The 19677-nt window shown below is 29.3% G+C and carries 28 protein-coding genes; 23 read left to right on the forward strand and 5 right to left on the reverse strand.

The window, feature by feature from the left end; genetic code table 11:
* The first annotated feature begins 6 nt into the window (after positions 1 to 6).
* From B5F09_RS06750 to B5F09_RS14850, 6 genes are read left to right on the forward strand one after another with little or no spacing between them, the layout of a single operon-like run.
* Positions 7 to 324 carry a hypothetical protein gene (locus B5F09_RS06750; protein WP_087372989.1) on the forward strand — a complete coding sequence of 106 codons (318 nt, stop codon included), beginning with the start codon at positions 7 to 9 and terminating at the stop codon, positions 322 to 324.
* Between the two features lie 19 nt (positions 325 to 343).
* The gene (locus tag B5F09_RS06755; RefSeq protein ID WP_087372992.1) at positions 344 to 700 is read left to right on the forward strand and encodes a hypothetical protein; all 357 of its coding nucleotides are present in this window, start codon (positions 344 to 346) and stop codon (positions 698 to 700) included.
* Between the two features lie 47 nt (positions 701 to 747).
* A complete protein-coding gene (locus tag B5F09_RS06760; RefSeq protein WP_087372995.1) occupies positions 748 to 1227 on the forward strand; it encodes a phage holin family protein in 480 nt (159 codons plus the stop codon).
* A 1-nt stretch (position 1228) separates the two neighbouring features.
* Entirely contained in the window at positions 1229 to 2212 is a 984-nt protein-coding gene (locus tag B5F09_RS15010) for an N-acetylmuramoyl-L-alanine amidase (RefSeq protein WP_204215247.1), read from the forward strand.
* A 7-nt stretch (positions 2213 to 2219) separates the two neighbouring features.
* Entirely contained in the window at positions 2220 to 2501 is a 282-nt protein-coding gene (locus B5F09_RS06770; RefSeq protein ID WP_087372998.1) for a hypothetical protein, read from the forward strand.
* The gene (locus B5F09_RS14850; RefSeq protein WP_158095820.1) at positions 2494 to 2667 is read left to right on the forward strand and encodes a hypothetical protein; all 174 of its coding nucleotides are present in this window, start codon (positions 2494 to 2496) and stop codon (positions 2665 to 2667) included. The genes B5F09_RS06770 and B5F09_RS14850 overlap by 8 nt, the downstream gene beginning before the upstream one ends.
* Here the strand turns inward: B5F09_RS14850 and B5F09_RS06775 are convergent.
* A complete protein-coding gene (locus tag B5F09_RS06775; RefSeq protein WP_087373001.1) occupies positions 2664 to 2960 on the reverse strand; it encodes a hypothetical protein in 297 nt (98 codons plus the stop codon). The genes B5F09_RS14850 and B5F09_RS06775 overlap by 4 nt on opposite strands.
* Before the next feature lie 103 nt (positions 2961 to 3063).
* Positions 3064 to 3321, reverse strand: coding sequence for a hypothetical protein (locus B5F09_RS06780; RefSeq protein WP_087373004.1), 258 nt, complete (start codon positions 3319 to 3321; stop codon positions 3064 to 3066).
* A 198-nt stretch (positions 3322 to 3519) separates the two neighbouring features.
* Between B5F09_RS06780 and B5F09_RS06785 the strand changes: the two genes are divergently transcribed.
* Entirely contained in the window at positions 3520 to 3756 is a 237-nt protein-coding gene (locus B5F09_RS06785) for a hypothetical protein (RefSeq protein ID WP_087373007.1), read from the forward strand.
* A gap of 242 nt (positions 3757 to 3998) precedes the next feature.
* Here the strand turns inward: B5F09_RS06785 and B5F09_RS15415 are convergent, their stop codons facing one another.
* Complete coding sequence (locus tag B5F09_RS15415) at positions 3999 to 4166, reverse strand: tyrosine-type recombinase/integrase (RefSeq protein WP_158095821.1); 168 nt, start codon at positions 4164 to 4166, stop codon at positions 3999 to 4001.
* Positions 4167 to 4669: 503 nt separating this feature from the next.
* On the opposite strand from B5F09_RS15415, the gene B5F09_RS15300 reads away from it, so the two are divergent.
* Positions 4670 to 4798, forward strand: a complete 129-nt coding sequence (locus B5F09_RS15300) for a hypothetical protein (protein ID WP_255375664.1) — start codon at positions 4670 to 4672, stop codon at positions 4796 to 4798.
* Between the two features lie 124 nt (positions 4799 to 4922).
* A complete protein-coding gene (locus B5F09_RS14855) occupies positions 4923 to 5075 on the forward strand; it encodes a hypothetical protein (protein WP_158095822.1) in 153 nt (50 codons plus the stop codon).
* Positions 5076 to 5443: 368 nt separating this feature from the next.
* Here the strand turns inward: B5F09_RS14855 and B5F09_RS15420 are convergent, their stop codons facing one another.
* Positions 5444 to 5905 carry a site-specific integrase gene (locus B5F09_RS15420; RefSeq protein ID WP_394335296.1) on the reverse strand — a complete coding sequence of 154 codons (462 nt, stop codon included), beginning with the start codon at positions 5903 to 5905 and terminating at the stop codon, positions 5444 to 5446.
* A 6-nt stretch (positions 5906 to 5911) separates the two neighbouring features.
* On the reverse strand, positions 5912 to 6376 hold the full coding sequence (locus B5F09_RS06800; protein ID WP_087373016.1) for a hypothetical protein: 465 nt from the start codon (positions 6374 to 6376) through the stop codon (positions 5912 to 5914).
* A gap of 198 nt (positions 6377 to 6574) precedes the next feature.
* Between B5F09_RS06800 and B5F09_RS06805 the strand changes: the two genes are divergently transcribed.
* The 14 genes from B5F09_RS06805 (at position 6575) to B5F09_RS06865 (ending at position 19566) form a co-directional block, all read left to right on the forward strand.
* Positions 6575 to 7078 carry a transcription termination/antitermination NusG family protein gene (locus tag B5F09_RS06805; RefSeq protein WP_087373019.1) on the forward strand — a complete coding sequence of 168 codons (504 nt, stop codon included), beginning with the start codon at positions 6575 to 6577 and terminating at the stop codon, positions 7076 to 7078.
* A 13-nt stretch (positions 7079 to 7091) separates the two neighbouring features.
* Positions 7092 to 7265, forward strand: a complete 174-nt coding sequence (locus B5F09_RS14860) for a hypothetical protein (RefSeq protein ID WP_158095823.1) — start codon at positions 7092 to 7094, stop codon at positions 7263 to 7265.
* Positions 7266 to 7324: 59 nt separating this feature from the next.
* On the forward strand, positions 7325 to 7825 hold the full coding sequence (locus tag B5F09_RS06810; protein ID WP_087373022.1) for a transcription termination/antitermination NusG family protein: 501 nt from the start codon (positions 7325 to 7327) through the stop codon (positions 7823 to 7825).
* 261 nt (positions 7826 to 8086) lie between these two features.
* Positions 8087 to 9901, forward strand: a complete 1815-nt coding sequence (locus B5F09_RS06815) for a polysaccharide biosynthesis protein (protein ID WP_394335295.1) — start codon at positions 8087 to 8089, stop codon at positions 9899 to 9901.
* Positions 9898 to 10425, forward strand: coding sequence for a hypothetical protein (locus B5F09_RS06820; RefSeq protein WP_087373028.1), 528 nt, complete (start codon positions 9898 to 9900; stop codon positions 10423 to 10425). The genes B5F09_RS06815 and B5F09_RS06820 overlap by 4 nt, the downstream gene beginning before the upstream one ends.
* A 3-nt stretch (positions 10426 to 10428) precedes the next feature.
* A complete protein-coding gene (locus B5F09_RS06825) occupies positions 10429 to 11049 on the forward strand; it encodes a sugar transferase (RefSeq protein ID WP_087373031.1) in 621 nt (206 codons plus the stop codon).
* Complete coding sequence (locus B5F09_RS06830) at positions 11046 to 11930, forward strand: NAD-dependent epimerase/dehydratase family protein (RefSeq protein WP_087373034.1); 885 nt, start codon at positions 11046 to 11048, stop codon at positions 11928 to 11930. Before B5F09_RS06825 ends, B5F09_RS06830 begins: the two co-directional genes overlap by 4 nt.
* Positions 11923 to 13134, forward strand: coding sequence for a glycosyltransferase family 4 protein (locus B5F09_RS06835; RefSeq protein ID WP_087373037.1), 1212 nt, complete (start codon positions 11923 to 11925; stop codon positions 13132 to 13134). The genes B5F09_RS06830 and B5F09_RS06835 overlap by 8 nt, the downstream gene beginning before the upstream one ends.
* Positions 13118 to 14167 (forward strand): nucleoside-diphosphate sugar epimerase/dehydratase, encoded by a 1050-nt coding sequence (locus B5F09_RS06840; RefSeq protein WP_087373040.1) that lies wholly within the window; start codon positions 13118 to 13120, stop codon positions 14165 to 14167. The genes B5F09_RS06835 and B5F09_RS06840 overlap by 17 nt, the downstream gene beginning before the upstream one ends.
* Positions 14168 to 14170: 3 nt before the next feature.
* Positions 14171 to 15037 carry an SDR family oxidoreductase gene (locus B5F09_RS06845; protein ID WP_087373043.1) on the forward strand — a complete coding sequence of 289 codons (867 nt, stop codon included), beginning with the start codon at positions 14171 to 14173 and terminating at the stop codon, positions 15035 to 15037.
* On the forward strand, positions 15034 to 16164 hold the full coding sequence (gene wecB, locus B5F09_RS06850; RefSeq protein WP_087373046.1) for a non-hydrolyzing UDP-N-acetylglucosamine 2-epimerase: 1131 nt from the start codon (positions 15034 to 15036) through the stop codon (positions 16162 to 16164). Before B5F09_RS06845 ends, wecB begins: the two co-directional genes overlap by 4 nt.
* Positions 16161 to 17267, forward strand: a complete 1107-nt coding sequence (locus tag B5F09_RS06855; protein WP_158095824.1) for a glycosyltransferase — start codon at positions 16161 to 16163, stop codon at positions 17265 to 17267. Before wecB ends, B5F09_RS06855 begins: the two co-directional genes overlap by 4 nt.
* A 2-nt stretch (positions 17268 to 17269) precedes the next feature.
* Complete coding sequence (locus B5F09_RS06860) at positions 17270 to 18424, forward strand: EpsG family protein (protein ID WP_158095825.1); 1155 nt, start codon at positions 17270 to 17272, stop codon at positions 18422 to 18424.
* Between the two features lie 56 nt (positions 18425 to 18480).
* A complete protein-coding gene (locus B5F09_RS06865; RefSeq protein WP_087373054.1) occupies positions 18481 to 19566 on the forward strand; it encodes a glycosyltransferase family 4 protein in 1086 nt (361 codons plus the stop codon).
* Positions 19567 to 19677 lie beyond the last annotated feature (111 nt).

Genomic DNA, 19677 nt, shown 5'->3' on the forward strand with positions numbered 1-19677 from the left:
AAAAATATGAGCAAATTTAGAGATAAAAATGGAAACGTTTTGTTAGATACGGTTAGACTTCTTCTTTATAAGAAGAAAGTTAATAATGTTCAATACGATACTTTTGAAACTGGGTTATACGCTTATGGAAGCTATGCTACAGGAGCACCGACGGATTGGGCAGGTACAGTATTGAATATTTACAAACCAACCGAGTTTAGAAATGATAGTGATAATGATACTTCTATTTTTAAAATCGCATTCGATCGAACCGGGATTTATGCAATGCGATTTAATGAAGAAGGAGTATCACAAACCAGCTGGGTTCAAATCGTTTCCTTTTAGTGTTAGTAAATGGGCGATTATGCCAAATACAAATGGAAAATTAGTAGATAAAAATGGAAATGAAATTTTTCCTATTGAACGTGGCACTGTAGAAAGTGCGGTTGGATCAATTACATATGTAAAACGTGGGAAAATTGTAATATATACAATAGATTTTGTAACTTCATCTATAAGCGCAGCAACAAGTGAATTAGCTACTGCCCCATATTTTAATAAAAATATGGAATTTGAAGGTGGAGCAATATTAAGAGTAGCTAACACACCAGTTGGATACGCTTGTTGTTCAGTTACAGAGGAAGGTAGAATAAAAGCAATACACTCTGCATATGATAATCAGGTTCAATTTATCGGCAGTGTAACAGTCATATTAGAGTAAAGGCATCTAAAAAATGCCTTTTTTTATATTATATGAAGGTGAGGAAAATGAAAAAAATGGTCTTAAATAATTTGAATTATATGGATGCTTATAATGCGATAGTTGGAGGCATTATTGCTTTTTTTAGTTTTATTTTTGGTGAGCACTGGTTGTTATTTGCGGTATTTTTACTTCTAAATGTAATCGACTGGATTACCGGGTGGATGAAATCACGGATTGCTAAACAAGAAAATAGTGTAAAAGGATGGCAGGGTGTCCTAAAAAAAATTGGATACTGGCTAATGATCATGGTTTCTTTTGCGTTATCTGCGATTTTTATTGAATTAGGAGATACGTTAGGAATTGATCTAGGTGTGACAACGCTATTAGGATGGTTTGTTTTAGCAAGTTTGCTGGTCAATGAAGCAAGAAGTATTGTTGAAAATTTTGTTGAAGCTGGGTTTAATGTACCAGCTATTTTGATAAATGGTTTAGAAGTAGCAGACAAAATTATTAATAAAGAAAACGAAAATGAGGAGGAAGAATAATATGAAATTCGGGATTAATTGTGGACATACAAAATCAGGACCAGGTAGTGGGGCAGTTGGACGTATTGTTGAAAGTGACGAAACAAGAAATGTTGGATATAAATTAATGGATAAATTTAGAGCAAATGGGCATACAGTTGTAGATTGTACAATTAATAGTGCTAGTTCTCAAAATGCTTATCTATCTCAAGCTGTAAATTTAGCAAATCGACAGGATTTAGATTATTTTATTAGTATTCATTTCAATGCTGGAGGCGGACGAGGTGTAGAAACTTATACATACGAAGGACGTCAATTTGCAGATGCGCTAGAAACTTGTGCGAATATTGCAGCTTTAGGTTTCAGAAATAGAGGTGTTAAAGCAGGTACAGGTCTTTATGTTATTAGAAAAACAAAAGCAAAATCAATGCTGATCGAAGTTTGTTTTGTTGATACAGATGATGCAAATTATTATTTAACAGTAGGTGCTGATGCTGTTGCACAAGCAATTTATAATGCAGTAGTTGATGTTAATAACGGTACTGCGAGCGAGGGAAATACAGCTGTAGATAATGTAAATAATGGAGTAGCAAATGCTTCTAAAGATATTATCAAAGCAGGACAGCAACATTCAATTAATTTCACTGGTCGAAGTATTGCAGTGGATGGTATTTACGGTACTAACACAAAGAAAAATGGTATCCGTTGTGTTCAAAATGCTTGCAATTTAGATTATGGAAGTGGATTAGCAGTAGATGGTGCTTATGGAACTAAAACAAAAACAGCTTTAGGTTCTCATTATGTAAAAAAAGGTGAAACTCAATATATGGTCACTGCGGTTGAAATTTTATTAATGTTAAGAGGTTATAACCCAAACGGTGTCGAATGTCCTGGTATCTTTGCTAGTGGATTAGAGACTGCTGTTAGACAATATCAAAAAGATGCAGGGTTGAAAGTTGATGGTATTGCCGGTAAAAACACAATTAAATCATTAATGAATATTTAATATTATTATGAAAAAATCAAATATTAAAAGTTTTCTCAAAATATTTATTTGTATTTCATTGTTAGCTAATTTATTTTTTGCTATTCGTTTGGTTCAAGTAGAAAAAAATTACAATAGCAATATTTCTGCAAAACAAGAGGAAATAAACGAATTAAAAAAAGATAAAAAAAGATTAGAAAGTAACAATGATACATTATTAGATGATAATGATATTTTTAAGGAACAATACAAAAAATACTTTGAACTCTGCGAAGAACTAGAAAATCAGATGGGCGTTTACTATGAATGATACAGTTTATTTAAAACGAGGTGCACAAGATATCTACGGTAATTATTTAAATATCAGATTAGAATATTTTATAAGACACCGTGGCGATATATACAGTGTAATTTCAAACGGTTATTGTGATATTGTCATAAATAATAAATATATAAAAAAATTTCCTAGAGCTTAATGCTCTAGGATTTTTTTATTATAATAATCGATATCTGTTATTTTAATAATGGTATCTAAAACTTCATCTTCATCTTCTTTTTTTTCTAGAATTTCCCAAATATAATTGATCCATTGATTATCAGCGATTGGATAACTGTAACTTCCTTCTTCAGGTTCGATATATTGAGCTCCGTCCCAAACATCATTGAAGGTACAAACATCTCCAACTTCTAAATCTGGAAGATTAGTTTTATATATATCATAATCTTCATTTTTCATTATTTCATATGCTTTTTCAACTGTCTTATTCATTATTTTTTACCTCTCTTTATTATATTTTATACTATGCGGTTAAATTTATAAATAGTGTTTTAAATGTTGCGCTTCATTTTGCTTAATTTTTTTCTTTCTTAAATTAAAATTCAACAAAATTATTTCTTTTGCTATTCCAATATTTGCTCATTCCATTAGTAGTATAGTAAGCACGTCTCTTACCATAACCGCTCCACAATTTGAATTCAAAATTATATGTATTATCTATATCATAATAATTTCTTACTGAGGCTTCACGTTTAATGCAAGCCCACGCCATTTTCAAACCCGTTGAAATATTTACTTTAAATTTTCTAACACATTGCCATGCAATTTTAAATAATTTACTTCTGTTTAACATTTTTCTTATCTCCTTTACTTTTTTTGTTTTTCTGTTCTACCTATCCCTACCTTACAACTATATTGTACATCTTTTTGATTATATTGTCAACCTTTTTTATAACTTTTTATGTTATTTTATAAATATTTTTAATTTATTATATAATCAAATAGATTTATTTTAAAAAATGTGATAATATAAATATGAAGAGGTGGTATCATGATAAAAAACAAAATAAAAATGTTGTTTAATTATAAGAATGTTAAACAATCAGATTTTATTGAATTGCTGGATATGTCTAGCAGACAAGCTTTAAATAATAAATTTGCAAAAGATCGCTTTACTGTTCAAGATGTTATCAAAATTTGTAATGAATTGGATTGTACTTTGCAAATAGTAGACAATACCAGTAAAAATACAATTGTTTCATTTGATATAGAAGATACAACAATATAAAGTTGTCAAAATAGTTGTCAAATTATTTTTTTAACTGCCAAACCCCTTGATTTTACTAGGGTTTAGCCGTTTTAACATCGTTATCTCTTAATCAGTGGGTCTAGGGTTCGAATCCCTAAGGGGAGACCATTATAAATACTATGGGATTATCAAAATCTCTTTAAGCCCTCATTCTAGAGTATATTCTAGTTGAGGGCTTTTTTATTTTGTTCTTTCATCACATTTTTTATCAAAAATAGTGTTTATTTATGTTTTTCCTGGATATGTGTATAAACGCTCGTAGTAGTATTGATATTACTATGTCTCATTAGATCATGCGAAGTTTCTAAATCAATATTATTGATTGTCGGTATTGTGATACAGGTGTGTCTTATTATATGAAAATTAAATGGAGTAATGATATGTTTCACTAAATTGGAAAATTTTGGGTCATATGCATCGATAATAGCCTATGCCAGTGCAACTTTTTTAGGATTACGTTTTATTCTTGCCATATTCATATATCTCTTCTTTTTTTATTATAACATAGATATAAATAAAAACTGTGAAGCTGAGCCGTACGCTCTCAACTTATACAGTTTATTTTACACTCTCAAAATAACAGATACAATTTTCTTACAGAAATGACATTATAAATCTTTTATATGTTTCTCTTCTCATACTCTTTTGTCCCAGAATGGGGAACTTGGATAGGTTACACTAAATTGTAACAGTTCTCTTAGAAACTGTTACAATTTAGTGTAACCTATCCAAAGTAACTACTGATCCATATGAAAATACTAAAACTGATTGGTCAGCAATGGATTTAAGAAAGAAAATGACTATTGCAAATTACCGTATCAATCTTATTCCAAAAAAGAAGTCTGGTCATAACAGCAAGCTAAAATATAACTATTTTAAATTAGGTGATATCATGCCAGCTATTCTAAAAGTCTGTGCAGAAATGAGAATCTTCCATCGTGCTTTTACTGATGAAAATCAGCTTAAACTTATGATTCAAAACGCAGATAAACTTGATGATGAGTGGTTAGATCTTGTATAAGGTACATCATATAATGATTATCAACAGCCTATGTATAATAATGTAGCTTCTAAATCTATATAGCCACAGAAAATGTCTTCAAAACAGGATGAGCTTATCAAGAAGTTGTTCAAGGTATTGTTCAATGATTCTGAATATAAAGATAGTGTTAAAGTATCAAAGCAAGAAAGCTCATGATAAAGAAGCAGAAGAAAACATTGTAGTAGATAATGAGACCGGTGAAGTTAAGAAAGATGAAGCTAAAACTGTTGCTGAACCAAAGAAAACGGTAGTGTAGGAAGCTGATTCTGATGAAGAAACTGTTGAAGAAATTGAATTAGGTGGCGATAATGAAAATATTGATAACGAAGAAATCACTATTATCGATGTTGATGAAATTGAAGGTATTGAAGCGTTTAATTAAATAAGCTGACATCCTCCCATGGTTTTAACCGTGGGAGGATGTCAGTGAAGTACTTTATTTATTTGCAAAAAATGACTGTTTCTTTATATCATAAAGATGATATAAACGAAACAGTCATTTAGATTGTTCCATAACTTATAATAAAGTATTTAAAACTTTTTAACAAAAAAACGTTAATTTTTTGTGGATATATTTGGGATTTATACAAAAATATGTCATAGAATAATCAATTCTGCGACTCATTATTTAGGAATTTTATTAATCTGTTGAGATTTGAACTCTAATGTAGGATGTACATATAAATTCATTGTAGTTGTTATGTTAGCGTGACCCAACAACTCACTTAAAACTTTTAAATCCATATCATACTTAATGCAGTTAGTTGCAAAAGTATGTCTCAAAATGTGAAAATTAATATCAATATCTAATATATTACAAACTTTTTTAAAATTTCTCTGAATATTCCTTGGTTCTGGGATCGTTATACTGTTGGTAAGAATAAAATGCTCTGAAGAGACAGGGTCGCAGGAATTCTTATAATTATAGAGGTATTCTGCTAAAAAATCTGTCATTACCACTATACGTTTTGATGAGACTGTTTTAGGGGGAAAAATTAGTAACTTGGTTTTACTATTGCTATCACTATCAGATTTAAGTCTCTGAACAGTTCTAAGGACTTCTATTGTTTTATTATCAAAGTTTATATTTTCCTACTTTAATCCACAAATTTCGCCAATTCTCATTCCAGAATACATGCTAATATAAACAGCTATCTGTACCGGTCTGTATCCTGATTGACAAAATTCTGCTAATCTGATACGCTCATTATCATTTAGTACATGTATTTCATGTTTATAAGTCTCTATTTTCAAACATGAAAGGTTGATATGTTCAATATTATAATTACGTTCACCATGGTTAATTATTGATTTCAGTACATATATGATAGTCTTTACCGTAGCAGCAGCCAAACCTTTTTCTGATAGCTCTTTTAATAGACTTTTATAATCAGTTATACTCCAGCTTAATAATTCACTTTGTTCTAATAAATCCGATAAATGAACATCAATTATATTTGAATATTTTGCATATGTAGTCTGTTTTACAGATAACTTTTTCAGTTCTAACCATTCATATGTTAAATGTTTAAATGTAATTTCATTATTGTTTGTCATGATACTTATTCTCCTTTTTATATTAATTTTTTGGTGTTAAAACACTCAATCATTATAATAAACTAAGGATAAATGTCTCAATTATGGCAAATTTGTCATTTTTACTTTTTTTTCTAATTTATTTGTGATATATTTGTTGTCGTAGAATTGATTATTCTGCTATTTTCATTTAATTATGATAAAGAAAGATGTGAAAGAATGTATTGGTATTTTTTACGGTATAAGTCCGATTCTTCGGAAAATTTGATTAATTTCTTCAATAGTCAGCAAAATACTTTTGCTTTTATACCTAAAACTGAAAAATGGTACAGTATAAATGGTGTTAAAAGCTGGGTTGTCAAAAATATGTATCCTGATTATGTATTTGTTAGATGTGATCTTGATGAAATTTCTTTTATGAGAAAATATAAGGAGTTTTTGGAATCTGTTAAAAATTCAGTTACTCTTGTAAATCAGGGAAATTCTTTATCTCTTCAGCAATCTTTATCAGCTATATATGACAAGCTTTTTAATGGCGAAGATACTATAAGGCACTTTGTTGGCAATATTGTCAATTCTAAACTGATTGTTGATACTGGACCAATAATGGGGCTTGAGGATTATGTTATAAAAATTAATCGCCATCATCGTATTGCTATGCTGGATTTTCGTTTAAATAATTCAGTTATTAAGATACCATTGGAAGTAGTCAGCAAAAGCTGATAGGAGAGTCAAGATGTTTGAAATGAAAAATATTTATGGCAAGATGAATAAAGAGCATCAAAAGCTGATGGAAGATAATCAGACACATATTGAAAATATGCTAGATTATGCCATCATGGAATTAGGAGAGATTGCTAAAAATAATGATATCTTCTTGGTTGATAATCTTAATCTCTGCAATATATGAAGAAGTATTTGAGTGTTTAAAACATCGTTCTCAAAAAAGGATAGATCGAAGCAAATAGAATGAATTATTATGTATTGTACTGTCAGACACTTAAAGCTGAAAAAGTCTGTTCTAGGTTAAACAAAAAAGATGGTATTTATGCTTATATTCCAAAAATGGAATATTATTTTCGATTACATGATGAAATAGTTTTGAAAGTCATGTTTCCTGGATATGTTTTTATTAAGACAAAGCTGAATCAACTTGAATTCGATAATTTATTGTATTCACTAAACGAAGAACGTGATGGGATTATTAAGGAACTTAAGAAGACTGATGTTTCAGCACTTACTAAAGATGAAGTAAATCTGTTTAAAAAACTTCTTGATGACAGAGGAATTCTTAGAATGTCATATGGATATAAAGAAGATGGTAAGACAGTTGTTACAGGTGGACCACTGATTCATTTTGAAAACTGTATCATCAAGAGCGACAAAAGAGATATGATTGCTGTTTTAGATATCAAATTTTTTGACAGGTATATTAAAGCCGGACTTTTTATAAACAAAACAAACAGGTAAAATAAATAAGATAATGCGTGTGGCTGTCTCTGCCATTATCTAAATTATTTGAACATAGTTTTTCTGCTCAAGGTAGATGTTTATCTTGAGTAGGAGGACTATGTTCTTTTTTTGTTTATATTATCACAAATTAATAACAATAATTCTTTTATAGCACATAGAAAGGGGAGAGGGTATTAGAATTGATTGATGATTACAGATTCATTAGTCAACTAAAAAACAATGAATAACCATAAAATAAGAGTCAGACAGATAATTCTAATGATCGTGGATGTTCTGTGTATTATATTTTCGCTTTATGGTTCTTTAATACTTCGATTTGAAGGGACGATAAATCAAGAATATATAAGGAATATCAATCAGGTATTACCAATCATTATTATATTAAACTTAATCGTTTTTATCTGGATGAAAATGTATAAAAGCCTATGGCAGTTTGCCTCAATGGTCGAATTGTTTAATATCGTATGTGCAACGATTGTGGGTAGTTTGATCAATATTGCGGTATTTGAAATAACTAATAACGATTTACCAGAATCTTGTTATTTCTTATATTTTCTATTATTAACATTATGTTTAGGCTTTACAAGATTTACTTATCGATTACTTAGAATCTATAAGTTACATATTCATCCAAAAAGTCGTAGAGAATTACAACGGGTAATGATCATTGGAGCTGGTTTGGCTGGTGAAAAGACTTACCGAGAGATTATTTATAATCCAACGATCTTTAAACAAGTTGTCTGTTTTATTGATGATGATGTTAATAAACAGAAAAAACAAATTCATAATGTCAGTGTTTATGGTGGTCGTGACAAGATCATTGAAGCAGCTAAAAAATTTAAAATTGATGAGATTTTATTAGCGATTCCTTCGATTGATCATCAGGATATGGCAGATATCTTAAATATCTGTAAAGAAACAAAATGTCAAATTAAAAGATTACCTGGTATTTATCAGATGATAAATGGTGATATTCATATCAGTGATTATAAAGATGTTGAGATTCAGGATTTATTAGGCCGAGAACCAATCAAAGTCAACCTGGAAAATATCATGCGATATGTAAATGGAAAAGTAGTAATGGTAACTGGTGGTGGCGGATCAATCGGTAGTGAATTATGTCGTCAGATTGCTGCCAGTGGTCCTAAACAGCTGATCATTGTTGATATCTATGAAAATAATGCCTATGACATTCAATTAGAATTACGACATAATTATCCAACACTTAATTTAGAAGTCATGATCGCTTCAGTAAGAAATTCCAAGAAAATGGATAAATTGTTTGCCACATATCAGCCTGATATCGTTTATCATGCAGCAGCTCATAAACATGTTCCATTGATGGAAGACAGTCCTAATGAAGCTGTTAAAAACAATGTGTTTGGAACTTTGAATGTCGTAAAAGCAGCTGATAAATATAAAACAGAGAAATTTATTTTGATATCAACCGATAAAGCAGTAAATCCAACCAATATCATGGGAGCTACTAAAAGAATCTGTGAAATGATCGTTCAAACTTACAACAAACATTCCCAAACTGAATATGTAGCTGTCAGATTTGGAAATGTTTTAGGGTCAAACGGATCAGTCATTCCATTATTTAAAAAGCAGATTAAAGAAGGAGGCCCGGTAACGGTAACTCATCCAGATATTATCAGATATTTCATGACAATACCTGAAGCTGTTTCTTTAGTCTTACAAGCTGGAGCCTATGCCAAAGGTGGCGAAATCTTTATCTTAGATATGGGAGAACCAGTAAAAATAGCAGATATGGCTCGTAATTTAATTAAACTTTCAGGATATGAACCGGATGTTGATATCAAGATTGAATATACTGGATTAAGACCGGGTGAAAAATTATATGAAGAATTATTAATGAAAGAAGAAGGATTACAGGATACACCAAATCATCTGATCCATATTGGTAAACCAATTGAATTAGATGAAACAACATTCTTTAATAAACTAACAAACTTAAAAGAAGCGGTTTATAAAGAAGACAGTAATGTTCGATTATTAGTAAAAGACATTGTACCAACTTATAAACCTAAGGAAGAGGATGTATCAAAATGAAGAAAAAGTTATTAATAATTGGAGCTGGTGGACATGGAAGATGCTGCTTTGATATTGCAAATCGAATGAATCGATATGATATGATTCATTTTTTAGATGATAATTCAAATGATAACTATGTAGTAGGTAAAATAAATGATTTATCTAAATTTAAAAATGATTATGATGAAGTGTTTATAGCGATCGGAAATAATCAAATGCGTTATCAGCTAATTAAAAAATGTAAAGAAATAAATTTGACTGTTACCACTTTGATAGATCCGATGTCTTTTATTTCACCAGAATCAATTATTGAAGAAGGAACAGTTATCTTTCCATTTGCATCAGTTGAATCAAAAGCAATAGTAAAAGAAGGATCGATTATCAGCAGTAATACGATTATTCATCATGATACTATCATTGATAAATTTGCATTGATATATGGTCATTGTGTAATCAGACCAAAAACACATATTCAATCATTTGAAACTATTGGTAGTTCAATGGTTATTGATAGAAAGAATATTATCGAAGAAAGGGGATAATGGATGTATAAAAAGGGGATAAAAAGAATTATTGATTTTATTTTATCGCTTTGTGGATTGATAGTATTAAGTCCAGTATTTCTAATTTTGTGTGTCTGGATAAAATTAGATAGTAAAGGACCAATATTATTTAAACAAGAACGAGTTGGTATCAATAAAACATATTTTAATATTTATAAATTCAGAACGATGTATATTGATACACCCAAAGATATGCCAACTCATATGTTAGCAAATCCTGATCAGTATATTACTAAGGCAGGACATTTTCTCAGAAAGACATCATTAGATGAATTACCACAGATACTTAATATTCTAAAAGGTGAGATGTCAATCATTGGACCAAGACCAGCTCTTTGGAATCAGGATGATCTAGTGCCTCAAAGGGATAAGTATCACGCTAATGATGTAAGACCAGGATTGACCGGTTGGGCACAAATAAATGGTAGAGATGAATTAGAAATACCAGTGAAAGCAAAATTAGATGGAGAATACGTAGAACGTATCTCTTTTTTATTTGATGTTAAATGCTTCTTTGGAACTATTTTGTCAGTTATTAAATCTGATGGAGTAGTTGAAGGAGGAACTGGAGAATTACATAAAAAAGATGGTGGTATAACATGAAGAAAATATTAATAACTGGAGCCAATAGTTATATCGGTACATCGTTTGAAAAGTATATCGAAGAAAACTATTCAGATGATTATCATATAGATACATTAGATATGATCAATCCAAACTGGAAAGAATGTGATTTTAGTGGATATGATTCAGTCTTTCATGTTGCTGGGATAGCTCATGCAGACGTAGGACATGTAAGCGAAGAGAGAAAGAAACTATATTATCAGGTCAATTGTGATTTAACATATGAAACTGCAATAAAAGCTAAAAAATCAAAAGTAAAGCAATTTATCTATATGTCATCGATTATAGTTTATGGGGAAAGTGCACCCTATGGAAAGAAAAAGTTAATAACCAAAGATACAAAGCCTGAACCGGCCAATTTTTATGGTGACAGTAAATTACAGGCAGAAATAAAATTAAAAACATTAGATGATGATAACTTTAAAATATGTATCTTAAGACCACCAATGATATATGGACCTGGAAGTAAAGGAAATTATCAGATGCTATCAAAACTGGCTAAAAAATTACCAGTATTTCCAGATATCAAAAATGAAAGAAGCATGCTTTATATTGGAAATTTATGTTATTTCATAAAAGAATGTATTAATAAGGAAAATAGTGGAATCTATTTTCCGCAGGATGAAGAATATGTATCAACATCAAAGATGGTACAGGAGATAGCAAAAGCAAATGGAAAGAATATACACCTGACAAAGCTATTGAATCCATTTGTTTTTATATTATCTAAATTTCCAGGAAAGATTGGTGGTATGTGTAATAAAGCATTTGGAAATATGAGTTATGATTTCTTGAATCCTATAAATAGTGTTTCTATAAACAAAGGCATTCTAGAAACGGAAGTGGAGACGAATGAATAAAAAAGTATTAATTATTAGTCAATATTATTTTCCGGAACAATTTATGATTACTGATATTGCTGAAAGCTTGTCAAACAAAGGGTATGACATAACTGTTTTAACAGGAATACCTAATTATCCACTTGGTAAAAAAATTAGTAATTATAAAAATAAATTTCAAGAAGAAATGATCAATGGTATTCGGGTAAAAAGAGTACCGATCATTCTTAGAGGTAGTGGATTAAAAATGATATTAAATTATTTGTCGTATGCGTTTATGGCGAGTATTTCAGCATTAAAATTAAGCAATGATTTTGATATTGTTTATGTATATGAGGTTTCACCGGTGACCCAAATATTTCCAGCTTATTTATATAAGAAGTTAAAAAATAAAAAAACTAAATTACTAGTAAATTGTCAAGATATTTGGCCAGAAGTACTAAAAACATATGGATTTACTGATAAGTCAACTATATTTAGGGCCGGAAAAGCTATCAGTAAGTACTTATATAAAAAAGCCGATAGGATTTTAGTATCTTCATCAATGTTTAAGGATTATCTTATTGGTATGTTTAATATCGACGATGATCGAATTAATTATTTGCCTAATTATGGTGATGATTGGGTTTTACAAGTAAGTAATCAAACCAATTACGACGATAAAATACATTTATTGTTTGCTGGGAATATGGGGAAAACTCAAAATTTATCATTAATTATCAATAGCGTGCATCAATGCTTTTATAAAGATAGAATCATCGTAGATTTTGTTGGCGATGGATCTGAAATGAATGCGTTAATAGATCTGACAGAGCAACTTGGATTAAATGACATTATTATATTTCATGGCAGAAAGAATAAGAAAGAGTTAAAAGATTTTTATGAGAGAGCATCTGCCTTTTTATTAACCTTGATATGTGATAATAAAGTGTGTTATACAGTGCCATCAAAGGTTCAGGGATATATGGGAGCAGGTAAACCGATTATTGCTTCAATATTAGGTGGGGCCAAAGATTTGATTGAAAAAAGTGATTGTGGCTTGATAGCTGCTTACAATGATACAAAAGATTTATCAAATAGTTTGGATGATTTCATATGTAATTACAGTAAATATAAAAAATTAGGGGATAATGGAAGGAAATATTTTAAAGAACATTTTACCTTTGATAAATATCTATCAAAATTAATCAGTTATTTGGAGGATAAAGATGAATCAGTTATTTAAGAATAAGGTATTGATGATTACAGGAGGAACAGGTTCCTTTGGTAATGCAGTATTAAAGAGATTTCTAGAAACGGATATCAAAGAAATTAGAATTTTTTCTAGAGATGAATTAAAACAAGATAACATGAGACATGAGTATCAGGCAAAATATCCTGATACTTTTTATAAGCTTAAGTTTTATATTGGTGATGTAAGAGACATCAAGAGTATTAAAAATGCCATGCATGGAGTTGATTTCATCTTCCATGCAGCAGCATTGAAACAAGTTCCTAGTTGTGAGTTCTTTCCAATTGAAGCGGTTAAAACAAATGTTTTAGGTACTGAAAATGTTTTAACTGCGGCAATTGAATGTGGCGTAAAAAGAGTAGTTTGTCTGTCAACTGATAAAGCTGCATATCCAGTAAATGCAATGGGGACAAGTAAAGCGATGATGGAAAAAGTAATTGTAGCTAAGTCTAGAACGGTTGATCCAGACAAAACAAGTATTATGTGTACAAGATATGGAAATGTATTGGCATCAAGAGGTAGTGTAGTACCTCTTTTTATTAACCAGATAAAAGAAGGAAATGATTTAACAGTTACAGATCCAACAATGACAAGATTTGTCATGACATTAGAAGAAGCAGTAGATTTAGTGTTATTTGCATTTGAACATGGAGAAAGTGGTGATATCTTTGTTCAAAAAGCACCAGCATGTACAATTGGGGTTTTAGCACAGGCAGTAAGAGAATTATTTAATGCAGATAATGAAATCAAGATAATCGGAATCCGACATGGGGAAAAGATGTATGAAACGTTATTGACAAATGAAGAATGTGCTAATGCAATTGATATGGGAGATTTCTATCGAGTACCAGCCGATAAGAGAGATTTAAACTATGATAAATATTTTACCAAAGGTAATGTTGAAAGAGATGTTTTGACAGAATTTAATTCAAATAATACTGAATTAATGACTCTTGAACAAGTTAAAAATAAATTACTAGAAGTTGTTTTAGTAAAAAGTGAAGTTGAATCTTGGGGAGGAAAATAGGAAATGAAGTATTTGATTTTAGGCGCTGGTGGCATGGCTGGGCATATGATTGTTAATTATTTAAAAGAACAAGGGGAAGAAGTTGATGGATTAGAAAAGAGAAAATTATCTTATTGTAAGACTTATATTATGGATGCCACTAAATTTAATGAGCTACATCAACTTATTGAATTAGGAAAATATGATATAGTGATAAATTGCATAGGATTGTTGAATGATAACGCTGAAAATAATATAGATCAAGCAATTCTATTAAATTCATACTTGCCACACTATTTAGCTAAAGTAACTAAAAATATGAAAACAAAAATAATACATATGAGTACTGATTGTGTTTTTTCTGGGAAAAGAGGTCATTATACAGAAAATGATATTCCTGATGGTGAAACATATTATGACAAGACAAAAGCATTGGGAGAATTAAATGATGATAAAAATCTTACATTTAGAAATTCAATAATTGGTCCAGATATCAACATAAATGGTATTGGACTTTTTAATTGGTTCATGAAACAAAGTGGTGAAATTACCGGTTTTGAAAAGTCTATTTGGACCGGAGTAACTACTTTAACGTTGGCTAAGGCCATGCATAGGGCTAGTTATACAGGATTAACAGGACTATATAATCTTGTTAATAATGAAACAATAAATAAATATGAATTAATCAATTTGTTTAATAAATATACTGATAAAAAATTAGTAGTTAAAAAAGTGGATGGAGTAATTCAGGATAAATCGTTATACAGAACACGAAATGATTTTGACTTTATCGTACCTTCATATGAAAAGCAAGTCGAAGAAATGTGTGAATGGATTCAAAATCATCAGGAGTTATATTCGCATTATGAAAGTATGGTGGTAAGTGTATGAGTAAATTAAAACTAATGACAATTCTTGGTACTAGACCAGAAATAATTAAAATGTCAGCAATTATGAAAAAATGTGATGAATATTTTGATCATATAATTGTTCATACAGGACAAAATTACGATTATGAATTAAATGAAGTTTTTTTTAAAGAACTTGGTTTAAGAGAACCAGATTATTTTTTAGGTGTAGCAGGAGATAATTTAGGGGCTACAATGGGAAATGTATTAGAAAAATCATACAATCTGATCAAAGAAGTAAAACCAGATGCATTGATAGTGTTAGGAGATACTAATTCATGTTTGAGCGTTATTTCAGCAAAAAGATTGAAAGTACCTATTTTTCATATGGAGGCTGGAAATAGATGTTTTGATGAAAATTTACCAGAAGAAATCAATCGAAGAATAGTAGATGTAACTAGCGATGTTAATCTTTGTTATACAGAACATGCTAGAAGATACCTTAATGCCTCTGGAATTCCAAAAGAAAGAACATATGTAGTTGGCTCCCCTATGGCAGAAGTGTTACATGGATGTATTGATAAAATTAATGCCAGTACGGTGTTAGAACAACTAGATTTACAGAAAAAAAGGTATATTTTATTATCAGCACATAGGGAAGAGAACATAGATAACGAAGACAACTTTTTTGGATTAATGAATGCAATCAATATCATGGCTGAAAAATATCAGATGCCTATAATTTATAGTACTCATCCACGTAGCAGAAAATTTATTGAAAAAAGAAAATTTAAGTTTCATCCGCTAGTACAGACCCTAAAGCCATTTGGTTTTTATGATTATAATTATTTACAAAAAAATGCATTTTGTGTTGTTTCGGATAGTGGTACTATTCCTGAAGAAGCTTCATATTTTAAATTTCCGGCTGTTTCGATTAGAACAAGTACAGAAAGACCAGAAGGATTAGACAAAGGGGTATTTATCATTGGGTCGATTACAACAAAAAACGTATTGCAGGCAGTTGACTTAGCTGTATCAATGAATAATAATGGTGATTTAGGCATTTCAGTGCCTGATTACTTAGATGAAAATGTCAGTGTCAAGGTTGTTAAGTTGATACAATCTTATACAAGTATAGTTGATAAGATGGTATGGAGGAAACGACTATGAACATTGCAATCGTTGATATTGCAGCAGAGAACAGTGGAGCATTGTCAGTTCTTTTAGACTTTGTTGATTTTATCGACAACAGCAATGATGCAAAACAATATAATTGGTTTGTATTTGTTAGTAACTGTAAACACTTTAACAAAAAAAATAACCATATTAATATTATCGAATTACCTAATGTAAAAAAAAGCTGGGGTCATAGATTGTTATGGGATTTGATTTCTTGTTCAAAGTATTTTAATAAATATAAGATTGATTTAATAATTTCACTGCAAAATACAGGTTTTCCATTTGTACGGAATATCCCTCAAATAGTTTATTTTCATAACATGTTGTTATTAGAAGATAAAAATAAATATTCACTATTCAATGCTAATGAACGTAAATTTGCTATATATACAAAGGTATTATCAAGATATACCCAGTTTTCTTTAAAAAAGGTAAATGAAGTTATTGTACAAACAAAATCTGTAAAAGCGAATATGGAAAAAAAATGGAAAATTAATAAAATTATAGCTGTTAAACCTAATATTGAATTAAGTGGAATTACAGTTAATGAGAGAATTGGAAAATCAATTAATGGATTAATATATCCTGCAAATAGTATTATTTTTAAACGACATGATGAAATAATTGAATGTATCAATAAGCATATGAATTGGTTTACTGATAATGATTTTAAAATAATATTTACAATTGATGGAACGGAAAATAGTTTAGCAGAAGGTCTTTATGATAAGGCACGAAATAATAAAAATATTGAGTTTATGGGATATGTTAAACGAGAAAAAATATATAACTTGATGAATTACTATGGTTTGTTTTTAAATTCGGAAATCGAATCATATCCAATACCATTTGAAGAAGCTAAGACCAAAGGCATTCCAATTTTAGCTGCTGATTATCCTTATGCAAGGGAAATACTGGAGGAATATGAAAATAAATTATTGTTTAAAAAGCATGATTTAGAAGATATGTTTGACAAGATAGTAGAAATATCAAAGAATAAAATTATTCCACAAAAAATAGTACCTATAAAATATAATACTTGGAATAATGTTCTACATGAAATTAAAAATGTTTATAGTAAATGGGAAAAATAGGTATGAGATTATTTTTTTATATATTGTATATTATTACAGTTATTTTTTTAATTTATAGAGCTCAATCTAAACAATATAGCAATAAAACTAAAAAAAGTCTTTATTTGTTAATTGCTTATATTTTGTATATTGTCGTTGCCGTTACCCGTAATATTGAGGGTCATTATATAAATGGGGAATTTATAGCAGTTGGTGGAATTGATGCAATCTCTTACCGCAATAATTTTTATCTGGCAAATACCAGTCTTGTTAATTATATAAATCTTGTCCATGGTGAAATCGGATTCAATACATTTATGTGGGTTTGTTACCATTTATTTGGTGAGTTCGAATTTTTTTTATTTATAATTCATACAATAGCTTTCGTCTTGTTTTGGAAATATGTAAAACGTGGATTACAATTTAAAAGCTTTTTGTATTTATTGTTAGTAGGATCATCTCTATTCACAATCTTTAATACAATAAGAAATGATTTAGCTATTTTGTTAATATTACATGTAATAAGTAATTTGAAGCAAAATCAAATATGTAAAGCATTAATAATTAATCTTATTGCCTTAAGCATACATTCATCCAGCTTTGTCATATTAATAATTATTGTAGTTTATTTTTTATATAAAAATTGGGATATAAAAAAATATACAAAATACAGTGAATCAGTAGTAAAAATTATTTTTTCTTTTTTTATTCTAGTCATACTATATATCATATTCTCTTATTTATTACCAATATTATTCTCATCTACTGAATACAATGTATACCTTAGTGAAACAATTGTTAGTGTGAGTATATATATCTTTCTAATATTTTTATTATTTATTACTTACAAGTATTATCACGATATATCTAATAAGATAGAACATCATATTATTTTTATATATTTGATTATTATCGGGATATTAAATTATTTTATTCAAGGAAGAATGTATATTGCATATAGATTTATCTTAATAATATTGCCATTTGTCTATGAGTATATGTTTGCATTAAAAAAATATGTTTTTATTCAGATCGATAGATCAAAATTACAACATTTCTGGTATAAGAAAAGAATTATAAATATTAGATATATAATCAGAATTATTTTATATCTGTTTATATATTATAAAATTTACGATTTTTTCTTTGTTCAGCTACAAGTAGGTGGGATCGTTTAATAATCATTAATTACAAAAAATAATTTTCATGTAGATTATACGAGGAGGAATGATATGTGAAAGTTACTATTTTTATAAGTAGTTTGGAAGGTGGCGGTGCAGAGCGTGTTGTTTGTAATCTGTCAAACTATTTGTTAGAAAACGGTGAAAATGTAAACATTGTCATATTTAAACCAGGTGATATTAAATATGATCTAAATAAAAATGTCAAAGTTCACAGCCTTGTTTCAGCACAGGATTTTAACAACAATACAATTAAGAAATATCATTTATTATATCGAGAACTAAAAAAATTTATCAAACAAAATAAAACGGATTGTTATCTTGTTTTTACAGAAACTCCAATATTATTGCTTCTTTTATTGAAATCAATCATTAAAGTCCCGGTTATTATTTCTGAAAGAAATGATCCGGATTCTTACATTAAGCCAATCAAAATTTTATTAAAGATATTACTGCGAAGATCGGATGGATACGTTTTTCAAACTGATACAGTAAAAAGTTGGTACAAAAAATATACTAAAAAAAAGCAGATGTGGGTTATACCAAACGCTATCAATGATGAATTTATAAATCAAAAAAATGATGATATCAAAGTGAAAAAAATTGTTGCAGTTGGTCGATTAGAAACACAAAAAAATTATCCGATGTTATTAAAAGCCTTTTCAATGATAGATAAAAAATATGATGAATATAAATTAGAAATATATGGAATAGGTCCGTTAGAAGCTGAAATAAAAAATATGATAGTGGAATTAGGGATAGAGCAAAGAGTCATTTTGCATGGTTTTTCTAAGTCAATCCAAAAAGAAATAAAAAATGCCTCATTATTTGTTATGACTTCTACGCACGAAGGAATGCCAAATGCTTTAATTGAAGCAATGGCTTTGGGACTGCCGTGTGTAGTAACTGATTGTGCTGGAGGTGGTCCTCGATATTTGATAAATGATGGTATTAATGGATTTTTAGTTCCTGTTGATGATGTGAAATTATTGAAAACAAGAATTGAGATGGTCTTATCAGACCCAATACTAGCAAAAACACTATCTACTAATGCCATAAAAATACAGGATAGATTAAATCCTAAGAAAATATATAAACAGTGGCATGAAGTTCTAAAATCTATTTATATAGAAAACTAATATTTTTAACTGATTCTAATGTCAATGACAAATATTGATAATATTTCTATGAATATCTTTATCTGTCAACTTTTCTATAATCCGATATTTGTTAATCTTAGTAAATAAGTC

It is taken from the genome of Erysipelatoclostridium sp. An173, assembly GCF_002160495.1.
Classification (GTDB): domain Bacteria; phylum Bacillota_I; class Bacilli_A; order Erysipelotrichales; family Coprobacillaceae; genus Thomasclavelia; species Thomasclavelia merdavium.

Bases quoted from the DNA above. Each gene is read 5' to 3' on its own strand.
- B5F09_RS06750 (WP_087372989.1), top strand. From the start codon at position 7: ATGAGCAAATTTAGAGATAAAAATGGAAACGTTTTGTTAGATACGGTT.
- B5F09_RS06755 (WP_087372992.1), top strand. From the start codon at position 344: ATGCCAAATACAAATGGAAAATTAGTAGATAAAAATGGAAATGAAATT.
- B5F09_RS06760 (WP_087372995.1), top strand. From the start codon at position 748: ATGAAAAAAATGGTCTTAAATAATTTGAATTATATGGATGCTTATAAT.
- B5F09_RS15010 (WP_204215247.1), top strand. From the start codon at position 1,229: ATGAAATTCGGGATTAATTGTGGACATACAAAATCAGGACCAGGTAGT.
- B5F09_RS06770 (WP_087372998.1), top strand. From the start codon at position 2,220: ATGAAAAAATCAAATATTAAAAGTTTTCTCAAAATATTTATTTGTATT.
- B5F09_RS14850 (WP_158095820.1), top strand. From the start codon at position 2,494: ATGAATGATACAGTTTATTTAAAACGAGGTGCACAAGATATCTACGGT.
- B5F09_RS06775 (WP_087373001.1), bottom strand. From the start codon at position 2,960: ATGAATAAGACAGTTGAAAAAGCATATGAAATAATGAAAAATGAAGAT.
- B5F09_RS06780 (WP_087373004.1), bottom strand. From the start codon at position 3,321: ATGTTAAACAGAAGTAAATTATTTAAAATTGCATGGCAATGTGTTAGA.
- B5F09_RS06785 (WP_087373007.1), top strand. From the start codon at position 3,520: ATGATAAAAAACAAAATAAAAATGTTGTTTAATTATAAGAATGTTAAA.
- B5F09_RS15300 (WP_255375664.1), top strand. From the start codon at position 4,670: ATGCCAGCTATTCTAAAAGTCTGTGCAGAAATGAGAATCTTCCATCGT.
- B5F09_RS14855 (WP_158095822.1), top strand. From the start codon at position 4,923: ATGATTCTGAATATAAAGATAGTGTTAAAGTATCAAAGCAAGAAAGCT.
- B5F09_RS06800 (WP_087373016.1), bottom strand. From the start codon at position 6,376: ATGACAAACAATAATGAAATTACATTTAAACATTTAACATATGAATGG.
- B5F09_RS06805 (WP_087373019.1), top strand. From the start codon at position 6,575: ATGTATTGGTATTTTTTACGGTATAAGTCCGATTCTTCGGAAAATTTG.
- B5F09_RS14860 (WP_158095823.1), top strand. From the start codon at position 7,092: ATGTTTGAAATGAAAAATATTTATGGCAAGATGAATAAAGAGCATCAA.
- B5F09_RS06810 (WP_087373022.1), top strand. From the start codon at position 7,325: ATGAATTATTATGTATTGTACTGTCAGACACTTAAAGCTGAAAAAGTC.
- B5F09_RS06815 (WP_394335295.1), top strand. From the start codon at position 8,087: ATGATCGTGGATGTTCTGTGTATTATATTTTCGCTTTATGGTTCTTTA.
- B5F09_RS06820 (WP_087373028.1), top strand. From the start codon at position 9,898: ATGAAGAAAAAGTTATTAATAATTGGAGCTGGTGGACATGGAAGATGC.
- B5F09_RS06825 (WP_087373031.1), top strand. From the start codon at position 10,429: ATGTATAAAAAGGGGATAAAAAGAATTATTGATTTTATTTTATCGCTT.
- B5F09_RS06830 (WP_087373034.1), top strand. From the start codon at position 11,046: ATGAAGAAAATATTAATAACTGGAGCCAATAGTTATATCGGTACATCG.
- B5F09_RS06835 (WP_087373037.1), top strand. From the start codon at position 11,923: ATGAATAAAAAAGTATTAATTATTAGTCAATATTATTTTCCGGAACAA.
- B5F09_RS06840 (WP_087373040.1), top strand. From the start codon at position 13,118: ATGAATCAGTTATTTAAGAATAAGGTATTGATGATTACAGGAGGAACA.
- B5F09_RS06845 (WP_087373043.1), top strand. From the start codon at position 14,171: ATGAAGTATTTGATTTTAGGCGCTGGTGGCATGGCTGGGCATATGATT.
- wecB (WP_087373046.1), top strand. From the start codon at position 15,034: ATGAGTAAATTAAAACTAATGACAATTCTTGGTACTAGACCAGAAATA.
- B5F09_RS06855 (WP_158095824.1), top strand. From the start codon at position 16,161: ATGAACATTGCAATCGTTGATATTGCAGCAGAGAACAGTGGAGCATTG.
- B5F09_RS06860 (WP_158095825.1), top strand. From the start codon at position 17,270: ATGAGATTATTTTTTTATATATTGTATATTATTACAGTTATTTTTTTA.